Source organism: Nocardioides imazamoxiresistens (assembly GCF_032378595.1).
In the GTDB taxonomy this organism is placed as follows: Bacteria; Actinomycetota; Actinomycetes; order Propionibacteriales; family Nocardioidaceae; genus Nocardioides; species Nocardioides imazamoxiresistens.
The window spans coordinates 225,864-244,133 of the sequence record NZ_JAVYII010000004.1; the positions used below are offsets into that span (position 1 = coordinate 225,864).

Annotated in this window: 12 protein-coding genes; 8 read left to right on the forward strand and 4 right to left on the reverse strand. The window is 74.8% G+C overall.

The window, feature by feature from the left end; translation table 11 throughout:
- Together RDV89_RS10300 and RDV89_RS10305 are read left to right on the forward strand one after the other, a co-directional pair.
- Complete coding sequence (locus RDV89_RS10300; RefSeq protein WP_315732953.1) at positions 1–1,044, forward strand: aspartate-semialdehyde dehydrogenase; 1,044 nt, start codon at positions 1–3, stop codon at positions 1,042–1,044.
- 52 nt (positions 1,045–1,096) lie between these two features.
- On the forward strand, positions 1,097–1,513 hold the full coding sequence (locus RDV89_RS10305; protein WP_315732954.1) for a DUF3151 domain-containing protein: 417 nt from the start codon (positions 1,097–1,099) through the stop codon (positions 1,511–1,513).
- 30 nt (positions 1,514–1,543) lie between these two features.
- On the opposite strand, the gene lysS is transcribed toward RDV89_RS10305, so the two are convergent.
- On the reverse strand, positions 1,544–3,304 hold the full coding sequence (gene lysS, locus RDV89_RS10310) for a lysine--tRNA ligase (protein WP_315732955.1): 1,761 nt from the start codon (positions 3,302–3,304) through the stop codon (positions 1,544–1,546).
- 262 nt (positions 3,305–3,566) lie between these two features.
- Here lysS and RDV89_RS10315 point away from each other — a divergent pair, with 262 nt between their 5' ends.
- On the forward strand, positions 3,567–4,553 hold the full coding sequence (locus RDV89_RS10315; RefSeq protein ID WP_315732956.1) for a LuxR C-terminal-related transcriptional regulator: 987 nt from the start codon (positions 3,567–3,569) through the stop codon (positions 4,551–4,553).
- 24 nt (positions 4,554–4,577) lie between these two features.
- Here the strand turns inward: RDV89_RS10315 and RDV89_RS10320 are convergent, their stop codons facing one another.
- A complete protein-coding gene (locus RDV89_RS10320) occupies positions 4,578–7,403 on the reverse strand; it encodes a glycosyltransferase (protein ID WP_315732957.1) in 2,826 nt (941 codons plus the stop codon).
- A gap of 57 nt (positions 7,404–7,460) precedes the next feature.
- Here RDV89_RS10320 and RDV89_RS10325 point away from each other — a divergent pair, with 57 nt between their 5' ends.
- Together RDV89_RS10325 and RDV89_RS10330 are read left to right on the forward strand one after the other, a co-directional pair.
- Positions 7,461–9,005, forward strand: coding sequence for a glycosyltransferase (locus tag RDV89_RS10325; protein WP_315732958.1), 1,545 nt, complete (start codon positions 7,461–7,463; stop codon positions 9,003–9,005).
- Positions 9,006–9,040: 35 nt separating this feature from the next.
- The gene (locus tag RDV89_RS10330; protein WP_315732959.1) at positions 9,041–9,697 is read left to right on the forward strand and encodes an SDR family oxidoreductase; all 657 of its coding nucleotides are present in this window, start codon (positions 9,041–9,043) and stop codon (positions 9,695–9,697) included.
- Positions 9,698–9,725: 28 nt separating this feature from the next.
- On the opposite strand, the gene RDV89_RS10335 is transcribed toward RDV89_RS10330, so the two are convergent.
- Entirely contained in the window at positions 9,726–12,314 is a 2,589-nt protein-coding gene (locus tag RDV89_RS10335; RefSeq protein WP_315732960.1) for a polysaccharide pyruvyl transferase family protein, read from the reverse strand.
- 86 nt (positions 12,315–12,400) lie between these two features.
- Between RDV89_RS10335 and RDV89_RS10340 the strand changes: the two genes are divergently transcribed.
- Positions 12,401–14,461 (forward strand): acyltransferase family protein, encoded by a 2,061-nt coding sequence (locus RDV89_RS10340; RefSeq protein ID WP_315732961.1) that lies wholly within the window; start codon positions 12,401–12,403, stop codon positions 14,459–14,461.
- Between the two features lie 28 nt (positions 14,462–14,489).
- Here RDV89_RS10340 and RDV89_RS10345 read toward each other — a convergent pair whose 3' ends face one another.
- A complete protein-coding gene (locus RDV89_RS10345; RefSeq protein WP_315732962.1) occupies positions 14,490–15,407 on the reverse strand; it encodes a diacylglycerol/lipid kinase family protein in 918 nt (305 codons plus the stop codon).
- 187 nt (positions 15,408–15,594) lie between these two features.
- Here RDV89_RS10345 and RDV89_RS10350 point away from each other — a divergent pair, with 187 nt between their 5' ends.
- Both RDV89_RS10350 and RDV89_RS10355 read left to right on the forward strand, forming a co-directional pair.
- Positions 15,595–16,881 (forward strand): adenylosuccinate synthase, encoded by a 1,287-nt coding sequence (locus tag RDV89_RS10350; protein ID WP_315732963.1) that lies wholly within the window; start codon positions 15,595–15,597, stop codon positions 16,879–16,881.
- A gap of 135 nt (positions 16,882–17,016) precedes the next feature.
- Positions 17,017–18,264 (forward strand): MFS transporter, encoded by a 1,248-nt coding sequence (locus RDV89_RS10355; protein ID WP_315732964.1) that lies wholly within the window; start codon positions 17,017–17,019, stop codon positions 18,262–18,264.
- Positions 18,265–18,270 lie beyond the last annotated feature (6 nt).

Sequence of the window (18,270 nt, forward strand, 5' to 3'; positions counted from 1 at the left end):
ATGGGCATCCGTCTGGGAGTGGTCGGCGCGACCGGCCAGGTCGGCGTCGCGATGCGGCAGATCCTGCTCGAGCGGGGCTTCGAGGCCGACGAGGTCCGCTTCTTCGCCTCGGCCCGTTCCGCCGGCACGGTGCTGCCGTTCGGCGACCGGGAGATCACCGTCGAGGACGCGTCGGTCGCGGACCCCTCCGGCCTGGACATCGCGCTCTTCTCCGCCGGGGCGACGACCTCGCGCGCGCAGGCGCCGCGCTTCGTCGACGCCGGGGTGATCGTGGTCGACAACTCCAGCGCGTTCCGCAGGGACCCCGCGATCCCGCTCGTGGTCTCCGAGGTCAACCCGCACGCGGCGGCCGAGGTGATCGACGCGGGCCGCGGCATCATCGCGAACCCGAACTGCACCACGATGGCGGCGATGCCGGTGCTGAAGCCGCTGCACGACGAGGCCGGCCTGGTCCGGCTCGTCGCCTCGACCTACCAGGCCGTCTCCGGCTCCGGCGTCGCCGGCGTCGAGGAGCTCGCGAACGGCATCGCGGCGGCCGGCGACAAGGCGACTGAGCTCGCCTACGACGGCGAGGCCGTGGCGTTCGGCGAGCCGGGCGTCTACAAGAAGACGATCGCCTACAACGTGCTGCCCTTCGCCGGGAACCTCGTCGACGACGGTCTCAACGAGACCGACGAGGAGCAGAAGCTGCGCAACGAGTCGCGCAAGATCCTCGGCATCCCCGAGCTGCGCGTCTCGGGCATCTGCGTCCGCGTGCCGGTCTTCACGGGCCACTCGCTGGCGATCAACGCCGAGTTCGAGCGGCCGCTGTCGCCCGAGCGGGCGACCGAGCTGCTGGGCTCCGCGGCGGGCGTGCAGCTGGTCGACATCCCCACCCCGCTCGACGCGGCGGGCAAGGACCCCTCCTACGTCGGCCGCATCCGCGCCGACGAGGGCGTCGACGGCGGCCGGGGCCTGGCGCTCTTCGTGAGCAACGACAACCTCCGCAAGGGTGCCGCGCTCAACACGGTGCAGATCGCCGAGCTCGTCGCCGGCGCTCGCTGACGCCGACCGGTCCCCGGTCTCCCCGCGCCCCCGGGCGTGGGAGGCTGGGGACATGAGCCACGTCGACCTGATGGCGGGTCCCCCGCCCACCCGGCTGCCCGAGGACCCCGCGACCACCGAGCTGGAGACCACGGCCCCCGCCGACGTCGTGCGACGTCGACCCGCGTCACCTGCCGCCTGGGCGGCGCTGGCCCAGCAGGCCAAGGACGAGGGCGCCGACGACGTCACGGTCTACGCGTACGCGCGGGTGGGCTACCACCGTAGCCTCGACCTGCTGCGGCGCAACGGCTGGAAGGGCCACGGCCCGGTGCCGTTCGACCACGCGCCCAACCTGGGCTTCCTGCGCTCGCTGGCGCTGCTGGCCCTCGCCGCGCGCGCCATCGGCGAGACCGAGGAGTGGGAGCGCTGCCGCGACTTCCTGCGCGACTCCAGCCCCGCCGCGTACGACGCACTCCTCCCCGACGCCTGACCCTGCCGAGCCAGGGGGTCCGCGGCGCCGTCAGGCGCCGCGGACCAGGTCCGAGACGGTGTCGAGGCCGAGGGCGAGGATCAGCGTGGGCAGGCGCGGACCGCGCTCGGCCGCCACGAGCAGGCGGTAGAGCAGGCGGAAGAACGCCTTCTGGTCGGCCTTCACCTCGTCCGTCGGCTGGTCCTCCAGCGCGAGGCCACGGGCCAGCTTGGGCACCCCGTAGACGACCGTGGTGACGCGGTCGAGGTCCGGCGTCCCGGTGCTCCAGGCGCTCGGCAGGTGCTCCATGAACAGGTAGAGCCAGGTGCGCTCGGTCTCGTCCAGGGAGGCCAGCAGCTCGCGGTCCGGGGTGGTCCGCACGGTGGTGCGGTCCTCCTCGGGCACGAAGTCGGCCGTCCACGTGATCGAGCGCGTCAGGCGCGGCTCGAGATCGGCCACCGAGGTGTGCTCGTGGCCGAGGTCGCCGACCAGACGGCTGATCTGCGCGGCGCTGCCCGCGGTGACGTCCGCGATGGACGACAGGGTGCGGAACGGCACGACGACCGGGGGCGTCGGCAGCACGCCGGCGCTCGACGTGGCGGACGCCCGCTCCCACGCGAGCACGGCCGCGTCGCGCTTGGCCTCGGGGTTGCGGGCCTTGCGGCCCAGCGCGTCCCACTCGTCGTAGAGCCGCACGACCTCGGGGCCGAGGTCCACGGTGAAGGCCTGCTTGGGCTGGCGGCGGGCGTACAGCCAGCGCAGCACCGGCGCCTCGAGCACCCGCAGGGCGTCGGCCGCGGTCGGCACGCCGCCCTTGGACGACGACATCTTCGCCATCCCGGCCACGCCGACGAACGAGTAGCCGACGAACGCGGGCGCGCGCCCGTCGTACAGCTTCACGATGTCCTTGCCGACCGTGTACGAGGAGCCCGGCGTCGCGTGGTCCACGCCGCCCGGCTCGAAGTCGACGCCCTCGACCGACCAGCGCATCGGCCAGTCGACCTTCCAGACCAGCTTGCCCTCGTGCTGGGTGCGCACGTTCGTGACGTGGGAGTCGCCGCAGACGTCGCAGGTGTACGCGAGGTCGGTCGTGGCGTCGTCGTACGCCGTGAGGGTCACCGTGTCGCGCCCGCAGGTGCGGCAGAACGGCTTGTACGGGAACCGCGCGAGGTCGCCGGTCTGCGTCGGCTCGTCGTCCTCGGCCACCGAGTCCTCGAGGACGGCGGCCTCCTCGGCGGAGACGTCGTCGGCGACGGGCTTCTTGGTGCGGTGCCGGGCCAGGATCGTCTCGATGGCGTCGCGGCGCTCGAGCGCGTGGAGGACCTGCTCGGTGTACGCCCCGGCCGTGTAGCGCTCGGTCTGGTCCACCTCCTCCATCGTGGCGCCCATCTGCTCCAGGGCGTCGCGCAGCGGGGCCTTGAAGTGCTCGGCCCACGACGGGTGGCACTCCCACGGGTCGGGCACGGCCGACAGCGGCTTCCCGACGTGCGTGGACCAGCTCGGGTCGACGCCCGCCGGGACCTTGCGGAACCGGTCGAAGTCGTCCCAGCTGTGCAGGTGGCGCGCGGGCACCCCGCGCCGCTTCAGCTCCTCGGCCACGAAGTGCACGGTGAGGAACTCGCGGAGGTTGCCGAGGTGGATCGGGCCCGACGGGCTGATGCCGGAGGCGCAGGTCACGACCGTGCCGGCCGCGGTCAGCGTCGCGGCGACGTCGGGGTCGCGCGGGTCGCCGCCGGCGTGCCGGATCGCGTCGTCCGCCGCCCGGGTCACCCAGTCCGTCGGCTCGGGGGAGTCGCTGCGCTGTGCTGCCATGCCGGTGTCGTCGCCTGCTTCGTCTGAGGTGGGTGGAGGGCCGTGGGCAGGCTACCGGTCCCGGCCCGGACACGACGAAGGGCGCCGTATCCCCTCGGCACGGCGCCCTCGTCCGACGCCGACTCCCGTCCCCCGACAGGCGTCGCATCCCCCGCGGCGCGACGTCGGCGTCGCGGCACATCCTTCCACTGGCTGGATGCGGACACCTGGCGTGAAAGCGCCAGTGTCCGGAAGTTGCCACACAGCGAATATGCTGCGGCGCGTGGCGACCCGACGTACGACCCAGGCGGTGCTCACGGAGTTCGGGCTGACCCTCGAGGTCGAGGACCTGTACTGGCGTCTGCACGGACGCGACGGGCAGCTGGTCGCGGATGCCGCGTCCGCGCTCGGCTACTCGCCCGAGACCCTCGTGGCGACCCTCGCGCCGCTGGCCGAGCTCGGGGCGGTCGCGGTCGACGACGAGGGCCGGCTGCGGGTGCCGTCGCGCACCCTCGTGCTGGCGCGCCTGCTGGAGGACGAGGTCGCCCGCATCGAGGAGTCCTCGCGGCGGGTGCGGGAGCTGGCGGCGACCGTGCCCTACGTGGTGGCGCCGTCGCCGACGGTGCCGCAGGACGAGGAGCCGCTCGACGGCTTCCGCTCGCTCACCCTCTCGGCGCCCACGGCTCTCGCGCGGTGGATCGACGAGAGCACGGGCGACCTCCTCATCATGCGTCCGGACCAGTGGCGCTCGCCGATGCACCCGGCGCTGACCGCCGCGCTCGAGCGCGCCCACGAGGCCGGGCGGATCTGCCGCGCGCTCTACCCGGCGCGGGCCCTCGAGGAGGCGCCCGACGTGCTGCGGGCCCGGGCCCGGGCGGGGGAGCAGATCCGGGTGCTGGCCGACGTGCCGACCCGCCTGTTCGTCATCCCCACGACCCACGCCCTGGTGCCGCACATGCCGGGCTACGCGACCGACCGGCTGCTCGCCGTCAACGAGCGCGGCCTCGTCCTGCTGCTCGCCCGCTACTTCGAGCAGCTGTGGGAGAGGGCGCTCCCGGTGCCCGACCTCGACCTGCGCGGGTCGCGGGAGCGGGGGCGCCGGCTGCTGCTCTCGCAGCTGGCCTCCGGAGCGGCCGACGAGCAGATCGCCCGCACCCTGGGGGTCAGCGTCCGCACCGTGCGGCGCCGCATCTCCGAGCTGCTCATCGAGCTCGGTGCCGACTCCCGGTTCCAGGCCGGCGTCGAGGCCGCCCGCCGCGGCTGGATCTGACCGGCACCCGGAGCGGGAGCCGCCTCAGCCCAGCCGCGCCCGTCCGAGCGCGTCGGCCTCCTCGACCAGGTCGAGGAAGCCGCGGGCCATCACCTCCGGCGAGCGTCGGCGCGCGAAGGCCCGCGCACCCGCGACCGCTTCCTCGCTGCGGAACCAGTCGTCCTCGAGCAGGGCGGTGATCGTCGCGACCGCGTCGTCGGGGTCGAAGAAGCGCACCCAGGGCTCCTGGCCGAGGTCCTCGACCAGCGCCGGCTCGGACGGCAGGACGACGGGTACGCCGTACGTCGCGGCGAGGTGCGCGGCCCCCGAGTTCAGCACCTTCTGGTACGGCAGCACCGCCACGTCGGCCGCGGAGAACCACGTGGCGACCTCGGCGTCCTCGATGAACCGCAGCGCCGAGGTGACGCGCACCGGCCCCTCCTCGACCTCGCGCAGCACGGGGGCGAGCGCCGGCGCCGGCTTGCCCGCGAGCAGCAGCTCGACCGGGTTGGTGTCCTGCAGGCCGGTCGCGGCGGCGAAGAGCCGCTCGAGCCCCTTGTAGGGCCGCAGCTGGCCGAAGAAGAGCACCGCGCGGGAGTCCGGGTCGGCGCCGATCTCGGCGCGGGCCACGGCGGGGTCGACGGCCGCGCCGTAGACCCCGATGTAGCTGGAGTGCACCAGCAGCCGCGTCTTCGCGGGGTCGACGCGGTAGGCGTCGCCGATGATCGGCAGCGTCATGTCGGTCAGCAGGTGCACGAGGTCGGCGGCGTCGGCGAGCCCCTGGTGCAGGCGGATCGCGGCGGCCGGGAAGCGGGCGTCGTGGGGCAGCGCGTTGTGCACCGTCCAGATCACCCCGCGCCCGCGGCGGCGGGCACCCTCGAGGGCGCTCAGCAGCTCGTCGACGCGCCGCTCGGCGTCGGCGGCGTCCTTGGCCTGCTCGGTGACCGGGCTGGGCCAGTGCAGGTGCACGACCCCGCCGGCCCGCTCGTCGTTCAGCTCCTTGACCAGCGGGTGGTGCAGCACCGTGCCGGGCAGGTCGTAGCCGCACGCGCGCGCCTCGAGGTGCAGCATCGTCATGTACGGGTTGCTGTACCAGTTCGGGAACGTGTAGACGCGTCCCGCCGGCGTGGCCGGCTCGTCGCTGCGCGCCTCGGGGCGGTCGCGACCCACGAGCCGCAGCGGCCGGCGCCCCAGCACCTCGACGTCGTCGGGGGTCGCGACGTCCGCGTCGGCGTGCAGCGGCAGCGCCACCCGGCCGAAGTAGGGCCGCTCGATCTCCAGGTCGACCTCGACCGGGGTGCTCGAGGCGGGCACGACGACCTGCCAGCGCAGGCGGTCGTCGCGGTGCGCGTCGGGCGCCGCCCACGTGGCCACGGTGCGGTGGGTGCCGTCCGCGGAGCGCACCCGCGCCACGAAGCGGGCGTCGGACAGGTCGGCCCCGCCGGTGGCCAGGTCGCCGCGCAGCGTCGTGCCACGGGCGCCGGAGCGCACGTGGCGCACCCGGGCGCCGGGCAGCGGGAGGTCGGCGAGCACCGTCCGGAAGCCGGCCGCGACCGCGTCGCCCGGCAGGTCGCCGGCCAGCGGGGCGCGCACGACGCGGGCGTACGCCTCGCGCGGCAGCGCGTCGGCGAGCACCCGGGCACGGTCGAGCAGCGCGGCTGCGGTGCCCTCGCCGGGCAGCGCGGCGAGCGGGACGAGCACGCGGCTGACGAGCAGCTCGGCGGCCAGCACCGCCTCGACGTCGGCCTCGAGGTCCAGCAGCGCCACGGCGTCGAGGGCGGCCTTGGCGATGGCGCGCACCCGGGCGGGGTTGCGGGGGTTCGAGCCGCTGGGCGGACGCAGCAGCGGGGACACGGCGTCCGCGCCGTCGCCGGCCGCGCCGCCCGTGGCCACGAGCGAGGACCAGCGGCGGCTGACGCCGCGGTCGGCGAAGAAGCGCAGGGCGGCGGCCTGCAGCGGCAGCAGCCCGTCGGGGCGGTCGCCGAGTGCGGCCAGCATCGCGGCGGACAGCGTCTCCATCCGCTCCAGCAGGTCGTCGTCGGCGAAGTCGGTGACCCGCTCGGCGCGCGTCCACCACTGGCGCAGCGTGTGCTTGCCGACGTAGTGGCGCACCAGCGCGTCGTCGCCGTGCTCGACGACGATGTCGACGGTGCGTGCGGCCTCCTGCAGCCAGTCGCCCAGCGTGCGGGCGCGCAGGTAGTCGGCGCTGATCGTCTGCTCGTGGCGGCGGTGCTCGTAGGTCTCGACCGGCACGACCGAGGTCGAGGTGGCGTCGAGCTGCAGGCGCAGCGACAGCGCGATGTCCTCGCAGTGCACCCCGACGGGGAAGCGCATGCCGACCCGGTCGATGAGATCGCGGTGGATCAGCTTCGCCCACGCCGTGTGGTCGTCCAGCAGCGAGGGCATCTCGGTGAGCGTGTGGGTCGCGACCGGGCCCTCGAACTGCCGGCAGCGGTGCGTCCAGTAGCGCGAGCGGCGGCCGCGGGGGTACGTGTCGACCGCGAGGCCGGCGGCGATCTCGCTGTCCGTGCCGCTCAGCGCCCCGACCAGCAGCTCCAGGGTGGGCGGCGTGATGGTGTCGTCGCTGTCGAGGAAGTAGACGTACTCGCCGCGGGCCTGGTCGAGCCCGAAGTTGCGGGCCGCGCCGAGGCCGCCGTTCTCCGTCACGTGCACGACGAAGCGGGGATCGCGCTCCGCGAAGCCGCGGGCGATCGCCTCCGAGCCGTCGGGCGAGCCGTCGACGACCAGCACCGCCTCCCAGTGCGGGTAGGTCTGCGCCTCCACCGAGCTGAGGCACGCCGCCAGCCAGTCCTCGACCCCGTAGATCGGAACTATGATGCTGACGAGGGGCTGGAACGACGTGACAGTCATCGGGTCGGTCTTTCCTCCGTCGGATCGAGTGGTCGTCAAGTCTAGGAGTGCGAGTTCATGAGCCCCACCGGGGACGCCGCGGCAGCAGGCGCCACCGACACCCCGCGCGTCTCCGTGATCATGCCCGTCCGCGACGTGGGCGAGTGGATCGGGGAGACGATGGAGTCGATCCGGGGCCAGTCGATGGCCTCGTGGGAGCTCATCGTCGTCGACGACGGCTCGCAGGACGACACCCCCGACCAGGTCGCCGCGCTCGCGGCGACCGACCCGCGCGTACGCCTCGAGCGCAACCCCGGCGCGGGCGGCGCGACCGCCCGCAACCACGGCGTCTCGCTGGCGCGGGGCGACTTCCTCGCCTTCGCCGACGGCGACGACGTCGTGCCCCGCGACGCGTACCGGGTGCTGGTCGACCAGGCCGACGCGACGGGCGCCGAGATGGTCGTCGGCAACCACGTCGTCGTCGAGCCGCAGCGCCTGACCTCGCGCGACCAGAGCCTGCGCGTCTACGACCGTGTGCGCACGGGCCTGACGATCCGCGACGACCCGCGGCTGCTGCGCGACCGGGTCTGCTGGAACCGGGTGGTGCGCCGCTCCTCGTGGGAGGCGCTCGAGCTGGAGTTCGCCACCTCGCGCCGCTCCAACGACATCCTGGCGATGACGGAGGCGTACTGCGCGCTGGAGTTCGACGTCGTGCCGACGCCGGTCTACGCGTACCGCCGGCGCGTCGGCACCACCTCGATGACCAGCGGCAAGCACCAGCCGGGCGCCCTGCGCGACCACTTCACGCAGGAGCTCGCCTGCGTGGCGGCGGTGCGCCGCCTCGACGACGCGGGGGTGCTGAAGCAGTTCTACGCCGGCATCCTGCAGTTCGACATCTGGGCGCACGGCGTCGTGGCGCTCGAGCGCGACGAGCCGGAGTTCGACGAGGTCCGCCAGCTGCTGGTCGAGCTGGTCACGGGCGCCCCGGCCGCCTCGCTGCGAGGGCTGCCCGCGTTCCAGCGGCTCGTCTACCAGCTCGTCGTCCGCCGCGCCTGGGGCCTGGCGCGCGCCGTCGTCGGCGCCACGGGTCCGCACGCGGCCGAGCAGCTCACGCGCCCCGACGTGCTCGGCGTCGTGAGCGGCATCGCGCACTCCGACCGCGCGCTCGCGCAGCCGCTGGGCGAGGTGCTCGAGCGGGTGTTCCTGCAGCCGCTGGTCGAGACGCCGTACGCGTTGTCGGACGAGCAGGTGCGCGACCTCTTCGACCGTGCGCTGGCCTTCCGCGACGCCGCCGGGATCGCCGGCGCGCTGCGGGGCCCGGTGCGTCGACTCCTCGACGGCGTCTACCCGCACCCGGCGATGCTACGCGCGGCCGCCCGCGGCCTCGAGGCCCGCGAGGCGTCCTCGATGTCGGTCGAGCGTCGGCTGCGCAAGACCGTCCGCGCCTTCCGCAAGGACGGCCCGCGGGCCGGTCTCGGCGAGCTGGCCCGCACCGCGCGCCACGTGCGTCCGCGTCACCTCGTGGCCGCCGCCCGCCGCGTCGAGCGGCGCCAGCTCGAGGCGGGCGCGCGCAAGGGCGTGCGCACGGGCGTACGCGTGGCCCGCCGCGTCGTGCGGCGCTGACGGGCTCCAGCCGAGGCGACGAGGGGATGGCGGGCATGGACGTCGTGGTGCTGGGGGTCAGCGGGGCCGTCGGCGGCCTCCTGGCCGACCTGCTCGTGGCCCGTGGCGACACGGTGCGCGGGCTCGTGCGCACCGCCGAGCAGCAGGACGCCCTGCGGGCGCGCGGCGTCGAGACGGTCGTCGGCGACCTCGCGACCGCGGACGCCGACGCGCTGCGCGACCTGGTCGCCGGAGCCGACGCCGTCGTGTTCGCCGCCGGCTCCAACGGAGGCGCCGCCGCCGTCACGCGGGCGGTGGACGGCGAGGCCGTGACGACCACCCTGGAGGCGTGCCGCCGGGCCGGGGTGTCGCGGTTCCTGCTCGTCTCCGTGCTCCCCGAGTCCTGGCGCGAGCGGGACCTCGACGACGAGGTCGAGCTCTACTTCGCGGTGAAGAAGCAGGCCGACGTCGCGGTCACCCGCAGCGACCTCGACTGGGTGGTGCTGCGCCCGGCGCTGCTCACCGACGACCCGGGCACCGGGGCCGTCTCGCTGGGCCCGGCCGAGCTGCACGGACAGGTGCCACGCGCCGACGTGGCGGCGGTCGTGGCGGCCCTGCTCGCCGAGCCGCGCGTGCGGCGCCAGATCCTGGAGCTCGACGGCGGTGCGGTGCCGGTCGCGGACGCCGTGCGGGCGAACGTCCGCGGCGACTGAAGGGCGTACCGATCCTTCCGCCGTCGCCTCAGCGCAGGCGCGCGGCCACGGTCCGCAGGCCCTTGCGGGCCACACGCCGCGTGACGCGGCCGAGCGGACCGGCCCCGACGCGCACGTAGGTGCCGCCCGAGGGCGTCGACTCCACCACGTTGCCGGCGGCGCCGTCGCGCACCGTCACCGGAGCGGTGTGCGAGGTGCCCGCCGCGGCCAGGCGCAGCACGCCGGAGCCCGGGAGCACCGCGGGCACGGTGGCCGTCCAGGTGCGGCGGGTGCCGGGTCCCGCGACGGGAGCGCCGAGACGCACGGGCGCCGACGCCCGGTGCCCGGTGCCCACGCGCGCCTCGAGCTGCAGGCCCTCGACGCACGGGTGCACGGAGCCGCGCAGGAACCAGACCGGCCCGGCCTTGACGACCCGGTCGATGCGGACGTCCTCGCCGCCCAGGGTGAGCAGCACGGCGCCGGCCACGTCGCCGCCCGCGGCGGCGGTGAAGAGCGGGTCGAGGTGCGGAGCCACGAGCCGCGTCCCGTCCTCCTCGGAGGGCGGGACGACCTGGTCGAGGTCCAGCACGGGCCGCACCAGCGGCCAGGCGGTACCGGCCGTGGTGGTGCGCAGCTCGAGACGCAGGCGGTCCACGGCGTCGGTCGCGAGCGTCGCGACCAGCGGGTGGCCCCGCCCGAAGCGCTCGTCCAGCGCGAGGGCGGCCGCGACCAGCTCGCCGCTGCTCAGGTCCGGGGCGCGGCGCCCCGCGCCGTCGGGGTCCGCCGCGGCGGCGAGGGCCGCGGCGACGTGCCCGGACGCCAGCAGGGCGGGCACCCGGCGCTGCTCGGGCCGGCAGGCGAGCAGGGCCAGCACGGAGAGCCGGCCCACCATGTCGGCCGCCCGATCGGTCAGGTCGGCCAGGGCGGCCGGGTCGAGGCCGTCGGCGAGGCGAGGTCCGTCGGTGCCGCCGGTGCTACCGGTGTCGCCGAGGAGCGCGACGGCGCGGCGCAGCTGCGTCGGCAGGGTGCGGCGCACGACCACGTGGCTGTAGGCGCGGTGCACGTCGTCGTCGCGCTCGGACCACAGCGCCCGGTGGCTGTCGGCCTCGACGCCGACGTAGGCGGTGAGACGCGCGAGCGCCTCCGCGGGGTCGGCGAGCGGCGGCCGCTCCTGGTGGTGCAGGACGACGCGGTCGACGACGTCGATCGCGGTGGCCTTGCGCAGCGCGACCGCGAGCGGCTGCAGGGCCGTGGCGGTGTCGTCGTCGCGGAAGTACAGGTCGTGGTCGCGGTAGGCGTCGGTGTCGAAGAGGTACGCCCCGGCCCGTCGCACGTCGACGAGGTCGGGCACCTCGGCGAGCGTGGTGCGGCGCGGCTCGGTGTCGAAGAACGTCGGGCGGTGCTCGGTGACGGCGCCGGCCGCGCTCGTGACACGGGTGCGGCCGACCGCGATCTGCGAGCCGGTGGCGCGCAGCGACTGCTCCAGCGCGCGCCGCCCGTCGACGTCGACCGTGTCGTCGCCGTCGACGAACCCGAGGTAGGCCCCCCGGGCGTGGGCCACGCCGACGTTCATCGCCTCGCCCCGCGGGCGGGCGCCGGAGCCGACGACGCGGATCCGGTCGTCGTCGGCGGCGCGGGCCCGCACGAGCGCCTCCACCTCGGGGGCCTCGCCCTGGAGCACCACCACGACCTCGCGCTCGTCGTCGGTGCGGCCGTCGAGGACCGGGTCGGGGGCGCGGCCCAGGGCCGGTGCGAGGGCGGAGTCGAGGGTCGCGCCGACGCGGGGCGCGTCGGCGTCGGCGACGACCACGAGCGTGCTGGACGGCTCGCGCCACAGGAACGCGGGGAAGGCGTCGAGGAGGGGTGCGGGGTCCCAGTCGGGCGCGGGCACCGGGCCGAGGGCGTCGGCCGCGTCGAGGTCGGCGGCCAGCTCGAACGGGTCGCGTCCGGTGCCGCGGGCGTAGTCGTCGTACTTGAACCGGTCCTCCGCCTGCGGCTGGAGCGGCCGCGCGGGGACGCCGAGGGCGTCGGCGACGATCAGGCCGTGCAGGGAGGAGGCCACCACGAGCTCGGCGGAGGCGATCTCCCGCACGACGTCCATCGGCGGCAGGTAGGGGGAGACCGCGTCGGGGTGCTCGGCGTACGTCGGCCAGTCGTGCAGGTTGGGCACGATCACGCGGCGCCGCTTCTTCTCCCCGGCCCAGGCGCGGGTCTCGGGGAAGAGGTGGGGCAGCAGCAGGGCGGGGTCGCCGTAGACCTCGGGGGCCCACACGCCGAGCTCCGCGAGACGGGCGCGGGTCAGGGGCCCGCGGACGGCCCGGACGTCGAGGACGTCCGTCCCGACGGGGTCCTGGGTGACCTTGCCGTTGATGCCGGTGCCCCAGACGACGTCGCCGGCGCGGGCGTACTGCAGCACCGAGCCGATCGAGAGCAGGCGCCGCGAGCGGTCGACGGGCCGCTCGACGCCGAGGTGGCGCAGCGCGGCCTCGACGACGACCAGGGCGAGCGAGTCGCCGAAGTTCTCCGGCTGCTCGTCGGGGGCCTCGGCGTGGCGCTGCGGGAGCCAGCGGAAGACCGGCACGCCCAGCACGTCCACGGTCTTGTCGCGCGACGGCAGGTAGTCGACCTCGGTGTCCACGCGCCGATCGTACGGTGCACGAATCGGCGTCCAGGGGCCCGCTTGCCTACACTCGCCCGCGATCCGTCCCGAAGGAGTCCCTGCTTGTGAGCGAGCCCGTCCGCACCGAGCGGAGCGCCCCCCACCCGGGCGCCGTCCCCCGGGACTCCGCCCGACGCGACATCCAGGGACTGCGGGCGTTCGCCGTCGGCAGCGTGATCGCCGAGCACGTGATCGGGTCGCCGTCGGGCGGCTTCGTGGGCGTCGACGTGTTCTTCGTGATCTCCGGCTTCCTCATCACCGGGCTGATGCTGCGCGAGGCCGACCGCAGCGGCCGCGTCTCGCTGGTCGGCTTCTACCGCCGCCGGATCAAGCGGCTGATGCCGGCCGCGCTGCTGGTGCTGGGCGTGACGGTGCTCACCGCCGCTTACCTGCTGCCCCGCACCCGCGCGGTCGAGGTGGCCTGGGACGGCATCTTCGCCGCGTTCTTCACCGTCAACTGGCGCCTCGCCGCCGTCGGCACCGACTACTTCGCCGCCGGCCAGCCGCCCTCGCCCCTGCAGCACTACTGGTCGCTGTCGGTCGAGGAGCAGTTCTACGTCGTCTGGCCGCTCGTGATCATCGCGATCCTCGCGCTGCTGCCGGTGGGCCGGACCAGCGCGCGTCGCCGTGGGCTCGCCATCGGCGGCTTCATCGCCGTCGCGATCGTGGCCAGCCTCGCCTGGGCCGTGCACGAGAGCGTCGCCAACCCGACGTACGCGTACTTCTCGACGCTGTCGCGGGCCTGGGAGCTCGGCATCGGCGCGCTGGTCGCGGTGGTGCTGCACCAGACCACGCGTCGCGTGCCGGCCGCGCTGGCGCCGGTGCTGTCGTGGGTCGGAGTCGCCGGCATCGTCCTGAGCTGGTTCGTGATCTCGGACGCCACGACGTTCCCCGCGCCGGGCGCGCTGCTGCCGGTGCTGTCCACGGCGCTCGTGCTGGTCGCCGGCGCCGGCCAGCCGGCGTCGTTCGACGTGCGGGTGCCCGTGCTCACGAACCGGGTCTTCACCTACGTCGGCGACATCTCCTACTCGCTCTACCTGTGGCACTTCCCGGTCGCGATCCTGCTGCTGGCCGTGATGCCGGAGCGCTCGGTCACCTACGTGCTGGTCGCCTTCGCGCTGACCGCGGCGCTCTCGGTGGCCTCGTACCACCTCGTCGAGGACCCGCTGCGCCGCTCGCCGTGGATGACGAAGCGGATGACCTGGCACCGCCAGACGCGGGTGGTCGCGGCCTGGACCCTCACGGTCGCGCTGGTGGCCGGGGCGGCCGCCGCCTGGGGCCTGACCCGCCAGGTCGACCGGGGCAGCATCGACGACGTGGCCAGCGGCGGGTGCGCCGGCGTGGCGTACCTGTTCAACGACTGCACGACCGACGACCTGACCGGCGAGGTGGTCCCGGCGGCCGACGCGGTCGCCGAGGACACGGGGATCGGGTACGACTGCTGGCGCGAGCAGGACGGTCCGATCGCGACGTGCGGCTACGGGCCCGAGGACGCCGACGTGCGCGTCGCGGTCGTGGGGGACAGCCACGCCGCGATGCTGCTGCCCGCGCTGCGACCGCTGCTGGTCGAGCGCGGCTGGCGGGTCGAGACGTACGTCGGGTACGGCTGCCAATGGCGCACCGGCGGCCCCGACTGCGCCGAGGTGATGGAGCAGGTGCAGGACGCCCTCACCGACGCCGACGACCCCTACGACCTCGTCCTCACCACCGCGGCGCGGTGGGCCGTCGACGGGGACGACGTCCCGGGCTCGTACGCCGACGCCTGGGCCCCCGCGGTCGCGCTGGGCACCGAGGTGGTCGCGATCGGCGACGCCCCCACGCCCACCGAGGAGGCGCTGGCCTGCGTCGCGCGGGTCGGCTACGACCCCCGCGAGGACGACTGCGGCACGCCCCGCGACACGGCCCTGCAGCCCGCCGACCCGCTCGAGGAGGCGGTCGAGCGGACGCCCGGCGCCGCGTACGTCGACGTGCTCGACATGTACTGCACCGAGGACGAGTGCCCCTCGACCATCGGCGGCGTCACCGTCTACCGCGACGCGGTCGGTCACGTGACCGCGACGTACGTCGAGACGGCCGCGGAGATGCTGGTCGAGCGGATCGACGAGGCGCGGGCGACGCTCGGCTGAGGCCCGGGCCGAGGACTCGGGCGAGGACTCAGCCGCGGGGGAGCAGCATCGTGTACGCCGCCGGCTCGACCCGCCAGCTGCGGTGACGCTCGGGGCCGGACAGCTCGCCGTCGGCCGCGCACCAGAACTCCTCGCCGGCCACGGTCACGTTCGAGGCGCGCCGGTAGAGCACGTCCTCGCGCTCGGGGTGCCGGCCGGTGGTGAGGGCGGCGACGTAGCCCAGCTTCGCCATCGGCGACGTCGCGAAGCTGACCATCACGTCGGCCTTGCCGTCGCCCACCTCGGCGAGCGGGGTGAGCTCGGCGCCGCCGCCGACGCTGCTGCCGATGCCGACCGCGACCATCAGCACGGGCCGGTCCAGGTCGGCGACGGTCTCGCCGTCGATCTCGACGTGCAGGCGCAGGTGCGGCGGGTCGACCGCGGCGAGCGCCGCCCCGATCGGGTAGCCGACGCGGCCCAGGTTGACCTTGCCGACGCCGACCTTGCCCAGGCGCTTCTTCCAGCGCGCCCCGCGGCGGCTCGCCTGGGCGCCCGCGCCGACGTGCACGTTGTTGGTGACGACGCCGCCGAGCTCGTCGAGGAGCAGGTCCACGGGGCGTACCTCGCCGTCGACGAGCGCCTTGGCGGCGTCCTCGATCTCCAGCGGGATGCCCGCGCCGCGGGCGAAGTCGTTGCCGGTGCCGAGGGGCAGCAGCCCGAGCACCCGGCCCTTGAGCTCGTTGCGCCGGTGCAGCGCGTTGACCACGGCGTGCAGGGAGCCGTCGCCGCCGGCGACCACGATGGTGCGCGACCCGGCCCGGTGCAGGACCCCGTCCAGCTCGCCGGGGTTGGAGGTCGCGGCGACCTCGACGGAGGCCTCTTCGCGCAGCACGAGGAGGGCCTGCTCGAGCGTCTCCTCGTCGGAGGTGCCGGCGGCCGCGTTCGTGATGACGAGGAGCGGGTCCATCGCCCGCGACCCTACCCGGCCACTCCCGGACGTCCCCGGCGCTCCGCGGAACGGGCGGGTTGCGACGGCACTTTGGTAGCGTGACGTCGCAAGAGCCCTGGTCGACTCGGCGCCGCAGCCGAAGCGTCGGGGCTCCTGTGTTGGGCACGGACCGTGCACGACCCACCACGACGACGAGAGGGCTGCGATGCCCGCGATCATCATCCTCGGGGCCCAGTGGGGCGACGAAGGCAAGGGCAAGGCGACCGACCTGCTCAACACGACGGACGACATCGACTACGTCGTCCGCACGAGCGGCGGGCACAACGCCGGCCACACCATCGTCGTGGACGGCAGGAAGTTCGCGACCCACCTGCTGCCCAGCGGCATCATCACCAAGGGCGCGACGTGCGTGATCGGCAACGGCGTCGTCGTCTCGCCCGAGGCGCTGTTCCGCGAGCTCGACGGACTGGTCGCGGAGGGAGTCGAGGTCGCCGACCTCGTCGTCTCGGCGAACGCACACGTGATCGCGTCCTACCACTCGACGATCGACAAGGTCACCGAGCGCTTCCTCGGCAACAACAAGATCGGCACGACCGGGCGCGGCATCGGCCCGGCCTACGCCGACAAGGTCAACCGCGTCGGCGTGCGGATCGCGGACCTGTTCGACGAGAAGATCCTGACGCAGAAGGTCACCGCCGCGCTCGAGCAGCGCAACCACCTGCTGACCAAGGTGTTCAACCGGCGCGCCATCGAGGTCGAGGCGGTCGTCGAGGAGCTGACGGGGTACGCCGAGCGCCTGCGGCCGATGGTCGCCGACACGTCCCTGCTGCTCAACCGCGCGCTGGACGAGGGCAAGACGGTGCTCTTCGAGGGCGCCCAGGCCACCATGCTCGACGTCGACCACGGCACCTATCCGTTCGTGACGTCCTCCAACCCGGTCGCCGGCGGCGTCTGCGTCGGCGGCGGCGTCGGCCCGACCCGGATCGACCGCGTGGTCGGCGTGATCAAGGCGTACACCACGCGCGTCGGCTCGGGGCCCTTCCCGACCGAGCTGTTCGACGCCGACGGCGAGGCGCTGCAGCGCATCGGCGGCGAGATCGGCGTCTCGACCGGACGCACGCGCCGCTGCGGCTGGTACGACTCCGTCATCGCCCGCTACGCGACCCGGGTCAACGGCCTCACCGAGTTCTTCCTGACCAAGCTCGACGTGCTCGACCACTGGGACCGGATCCCGGTCTGCGTGGCCTACGAGATCGACGGCCAGCGGGTCGAGGAGATGCCGGCGACGCAGACGGACTTCCACCACGCGAAGCCGGTCTACGAGTTCTTCGACGGCTGGAAGACCGACATCTCGGGCTGCCGGACGTTCGAGGAGCTGCCGAAGAACGCGCAGACCTACGTCAAGGCGCTCGAGGAGCTGTCCGGCGCGCCGTTCTGGGGCGTCGGCGTGGGCCCGGGCCGCGAGCAGACGATCGTGGTCAACCCGGCCTGACGCCGGGCCCGACGCCCGGCCTGACGCCCCCCGGCCCCCGCCCGGCCGCTCTCCGGACGGACGGGGGACCGTCGGCGGAACCGCTGTAGCCTGCAACTACTTCGGCCCGCCGACGGAACGCCCAGGAGGAACCCCGTGCCGACCCCGCGCTGGCCGTACCCGGCCGTCCTCGTGCTCACCGCCGTGATGCTCGGGGTTTCCGGCGCGCCGGCGCCGCTCTACGGCATCTACGCCGAGCAGTGGGGCTTCGCGCCGATCACCACGACGGTGGTCTTCGCGGTCTACGCCGCGGCCGCACTCTCCAGCGTGCTGGTCACCGGCGCGATCTCGGACCGGTACGGCCGGCGCCCGGTGCTGCTGGTCGCGATCGTGCTGGTCCTCGTCGGGCTGGTCGTCTTCGCCCTGGCGGACGGCGTGGTGGCGCTGGTGGTCGCGCGGGCCCTGCACGGGTGGGGCGTCGGCGCCGTGGTCGTGGCCGGGTCCGCCGCGCTGCTCGACCTGCGTCCCGACGCGGGCGCCCGCGCCGGCCTGCACTCCGGCGTCGCCTTCAACCTGGGCATCGCCGTCACGGTGCTGCTGGTCTCCCTCGACGCCGAGCTCGGTCCCGCGCCGCTGGTCACGCCGTACGTCGTGCTCGCGGTCCTCACCCTGCTCGGCGCCGTCGCGGTGCTCGCGATGCGCGAGCCGCACACGCAGGACCGGGCGGTACGCCTCAACGTCGCGCGACCGCGCGTGCCCGCCGCGATCCGCCCCGACTTCCGGTTCTCCGCCCTGGGCGTCATGGCCGCCTGGTCGGTGCTGGGTGTCTTCCTCTCGCTGTTCCCGACCATCGCCGCCCACGCCGTCGGCACGACCAACCTCGCGTTCGGCGGCTCCGTCGTGGCCATCTCCGCCGGCGTCGCCGCCCTGAGTCAGGCCGTCGGCGCCCGGTTCGCGGCCCGGTCGGCGGCAGTGGTCGGCGACCTGGGCACCGCCGCGAGCCTGCTGCTGTGCATCGGGGCGGTCGCGCTGGGCGACCCGGTCGTGCTCCTGGCGACCTCGGCCGTGCTGGGCGTCTTCTTCGGGCTGGCGTTCGGCGCCTCCCTGCGCCACCTGGGGCAGGTCGTGCCGGCCGGCCACCGCGGCGAGGTGATGTCGGCGTTCTACGTGCTGGCCTACACCGCGATGGTCGTGCCGACCCTGCTCGCCGGGTGGGCCGCGACCGTGTGGGGGGCCGAGGACGTGCTGGCCCCGTTCCTCGTGCTGGTCGCCGTCGCCTGCACCGCCGCCGGCCTGCTCGGCCTGCGGGTGCGCGGCGTCGCCCCCGACGAGCCGGTGGACGCGCCGGGTGCGCACGGGTCCGCCGACGGCACGGCCACGGAGCGCCCCGTCCGCGCCGGTTAGGATCAG

What these genes read in the sequence shown, in the direction of transcription:
- lysS (WP_315732955.1), bottom strand. Translation starts at nt 3,304, where the DNA reads ATGGCAGCACAGCGCAGCGACTCCCCCGAGCCGACGGACTGGGTGACC.
- RDV89_RS10305 (WP_315732954.1), top strand. Translation starts at nt 1,097, where the DNA reads ATGAGCCACGTCGACCTGATGGCGGGTCCCCCGCCCACCCGGCTGCCC.
- RDV89_RS10325 (WP_315732958.1), top strand. Translation starts at nt 7,461, where the DNA reads ATGAGCCCCACCGGGGACGCCGCGGCAGCAGGCGCCACCGACACCCCG.
- RDV89_RS10330 (WP_315732959.1), top strand. Translation starts at nt 9,041, where the DNA reads ATGGACGTCGTGGTGCTGGGGGTCAGCGGGGCCGTCGGCGGCCTCCTG.
- RDV89_RS10320 (WP_315732957.1), bottom strand. Translation starts at nt 7,403, where the DNA reads ATGACTGTCACGTCGTTCCAGCCCCTCGTCAGCATCATAGTTCCGATC.
- RDV89_RS10300 (WP_315732953.1), top strand. Translation starts at nt 1, where the DNA reads ATGGGCATCCGTCTGGGAGTGGTCGGCGCGACCGGCCAGGTCGGCGTC.
- RDV89_RS10350 (WP_315732963.1), top strand. Translation starts at nt 15,595, where the DNA reads ATGCCCGCGATCATCATCCTCGGGGCCCAGTGGGGCGACGAAGGCAAG.
- RDV89_RS10345 (WP_315732962.1), bottom strand. Translation starts at nt 15,407, where the DNA reads ATGGACCCGCTCCTCGTCATCACGAACGCGGCCGCCGGCACCTCCGAC.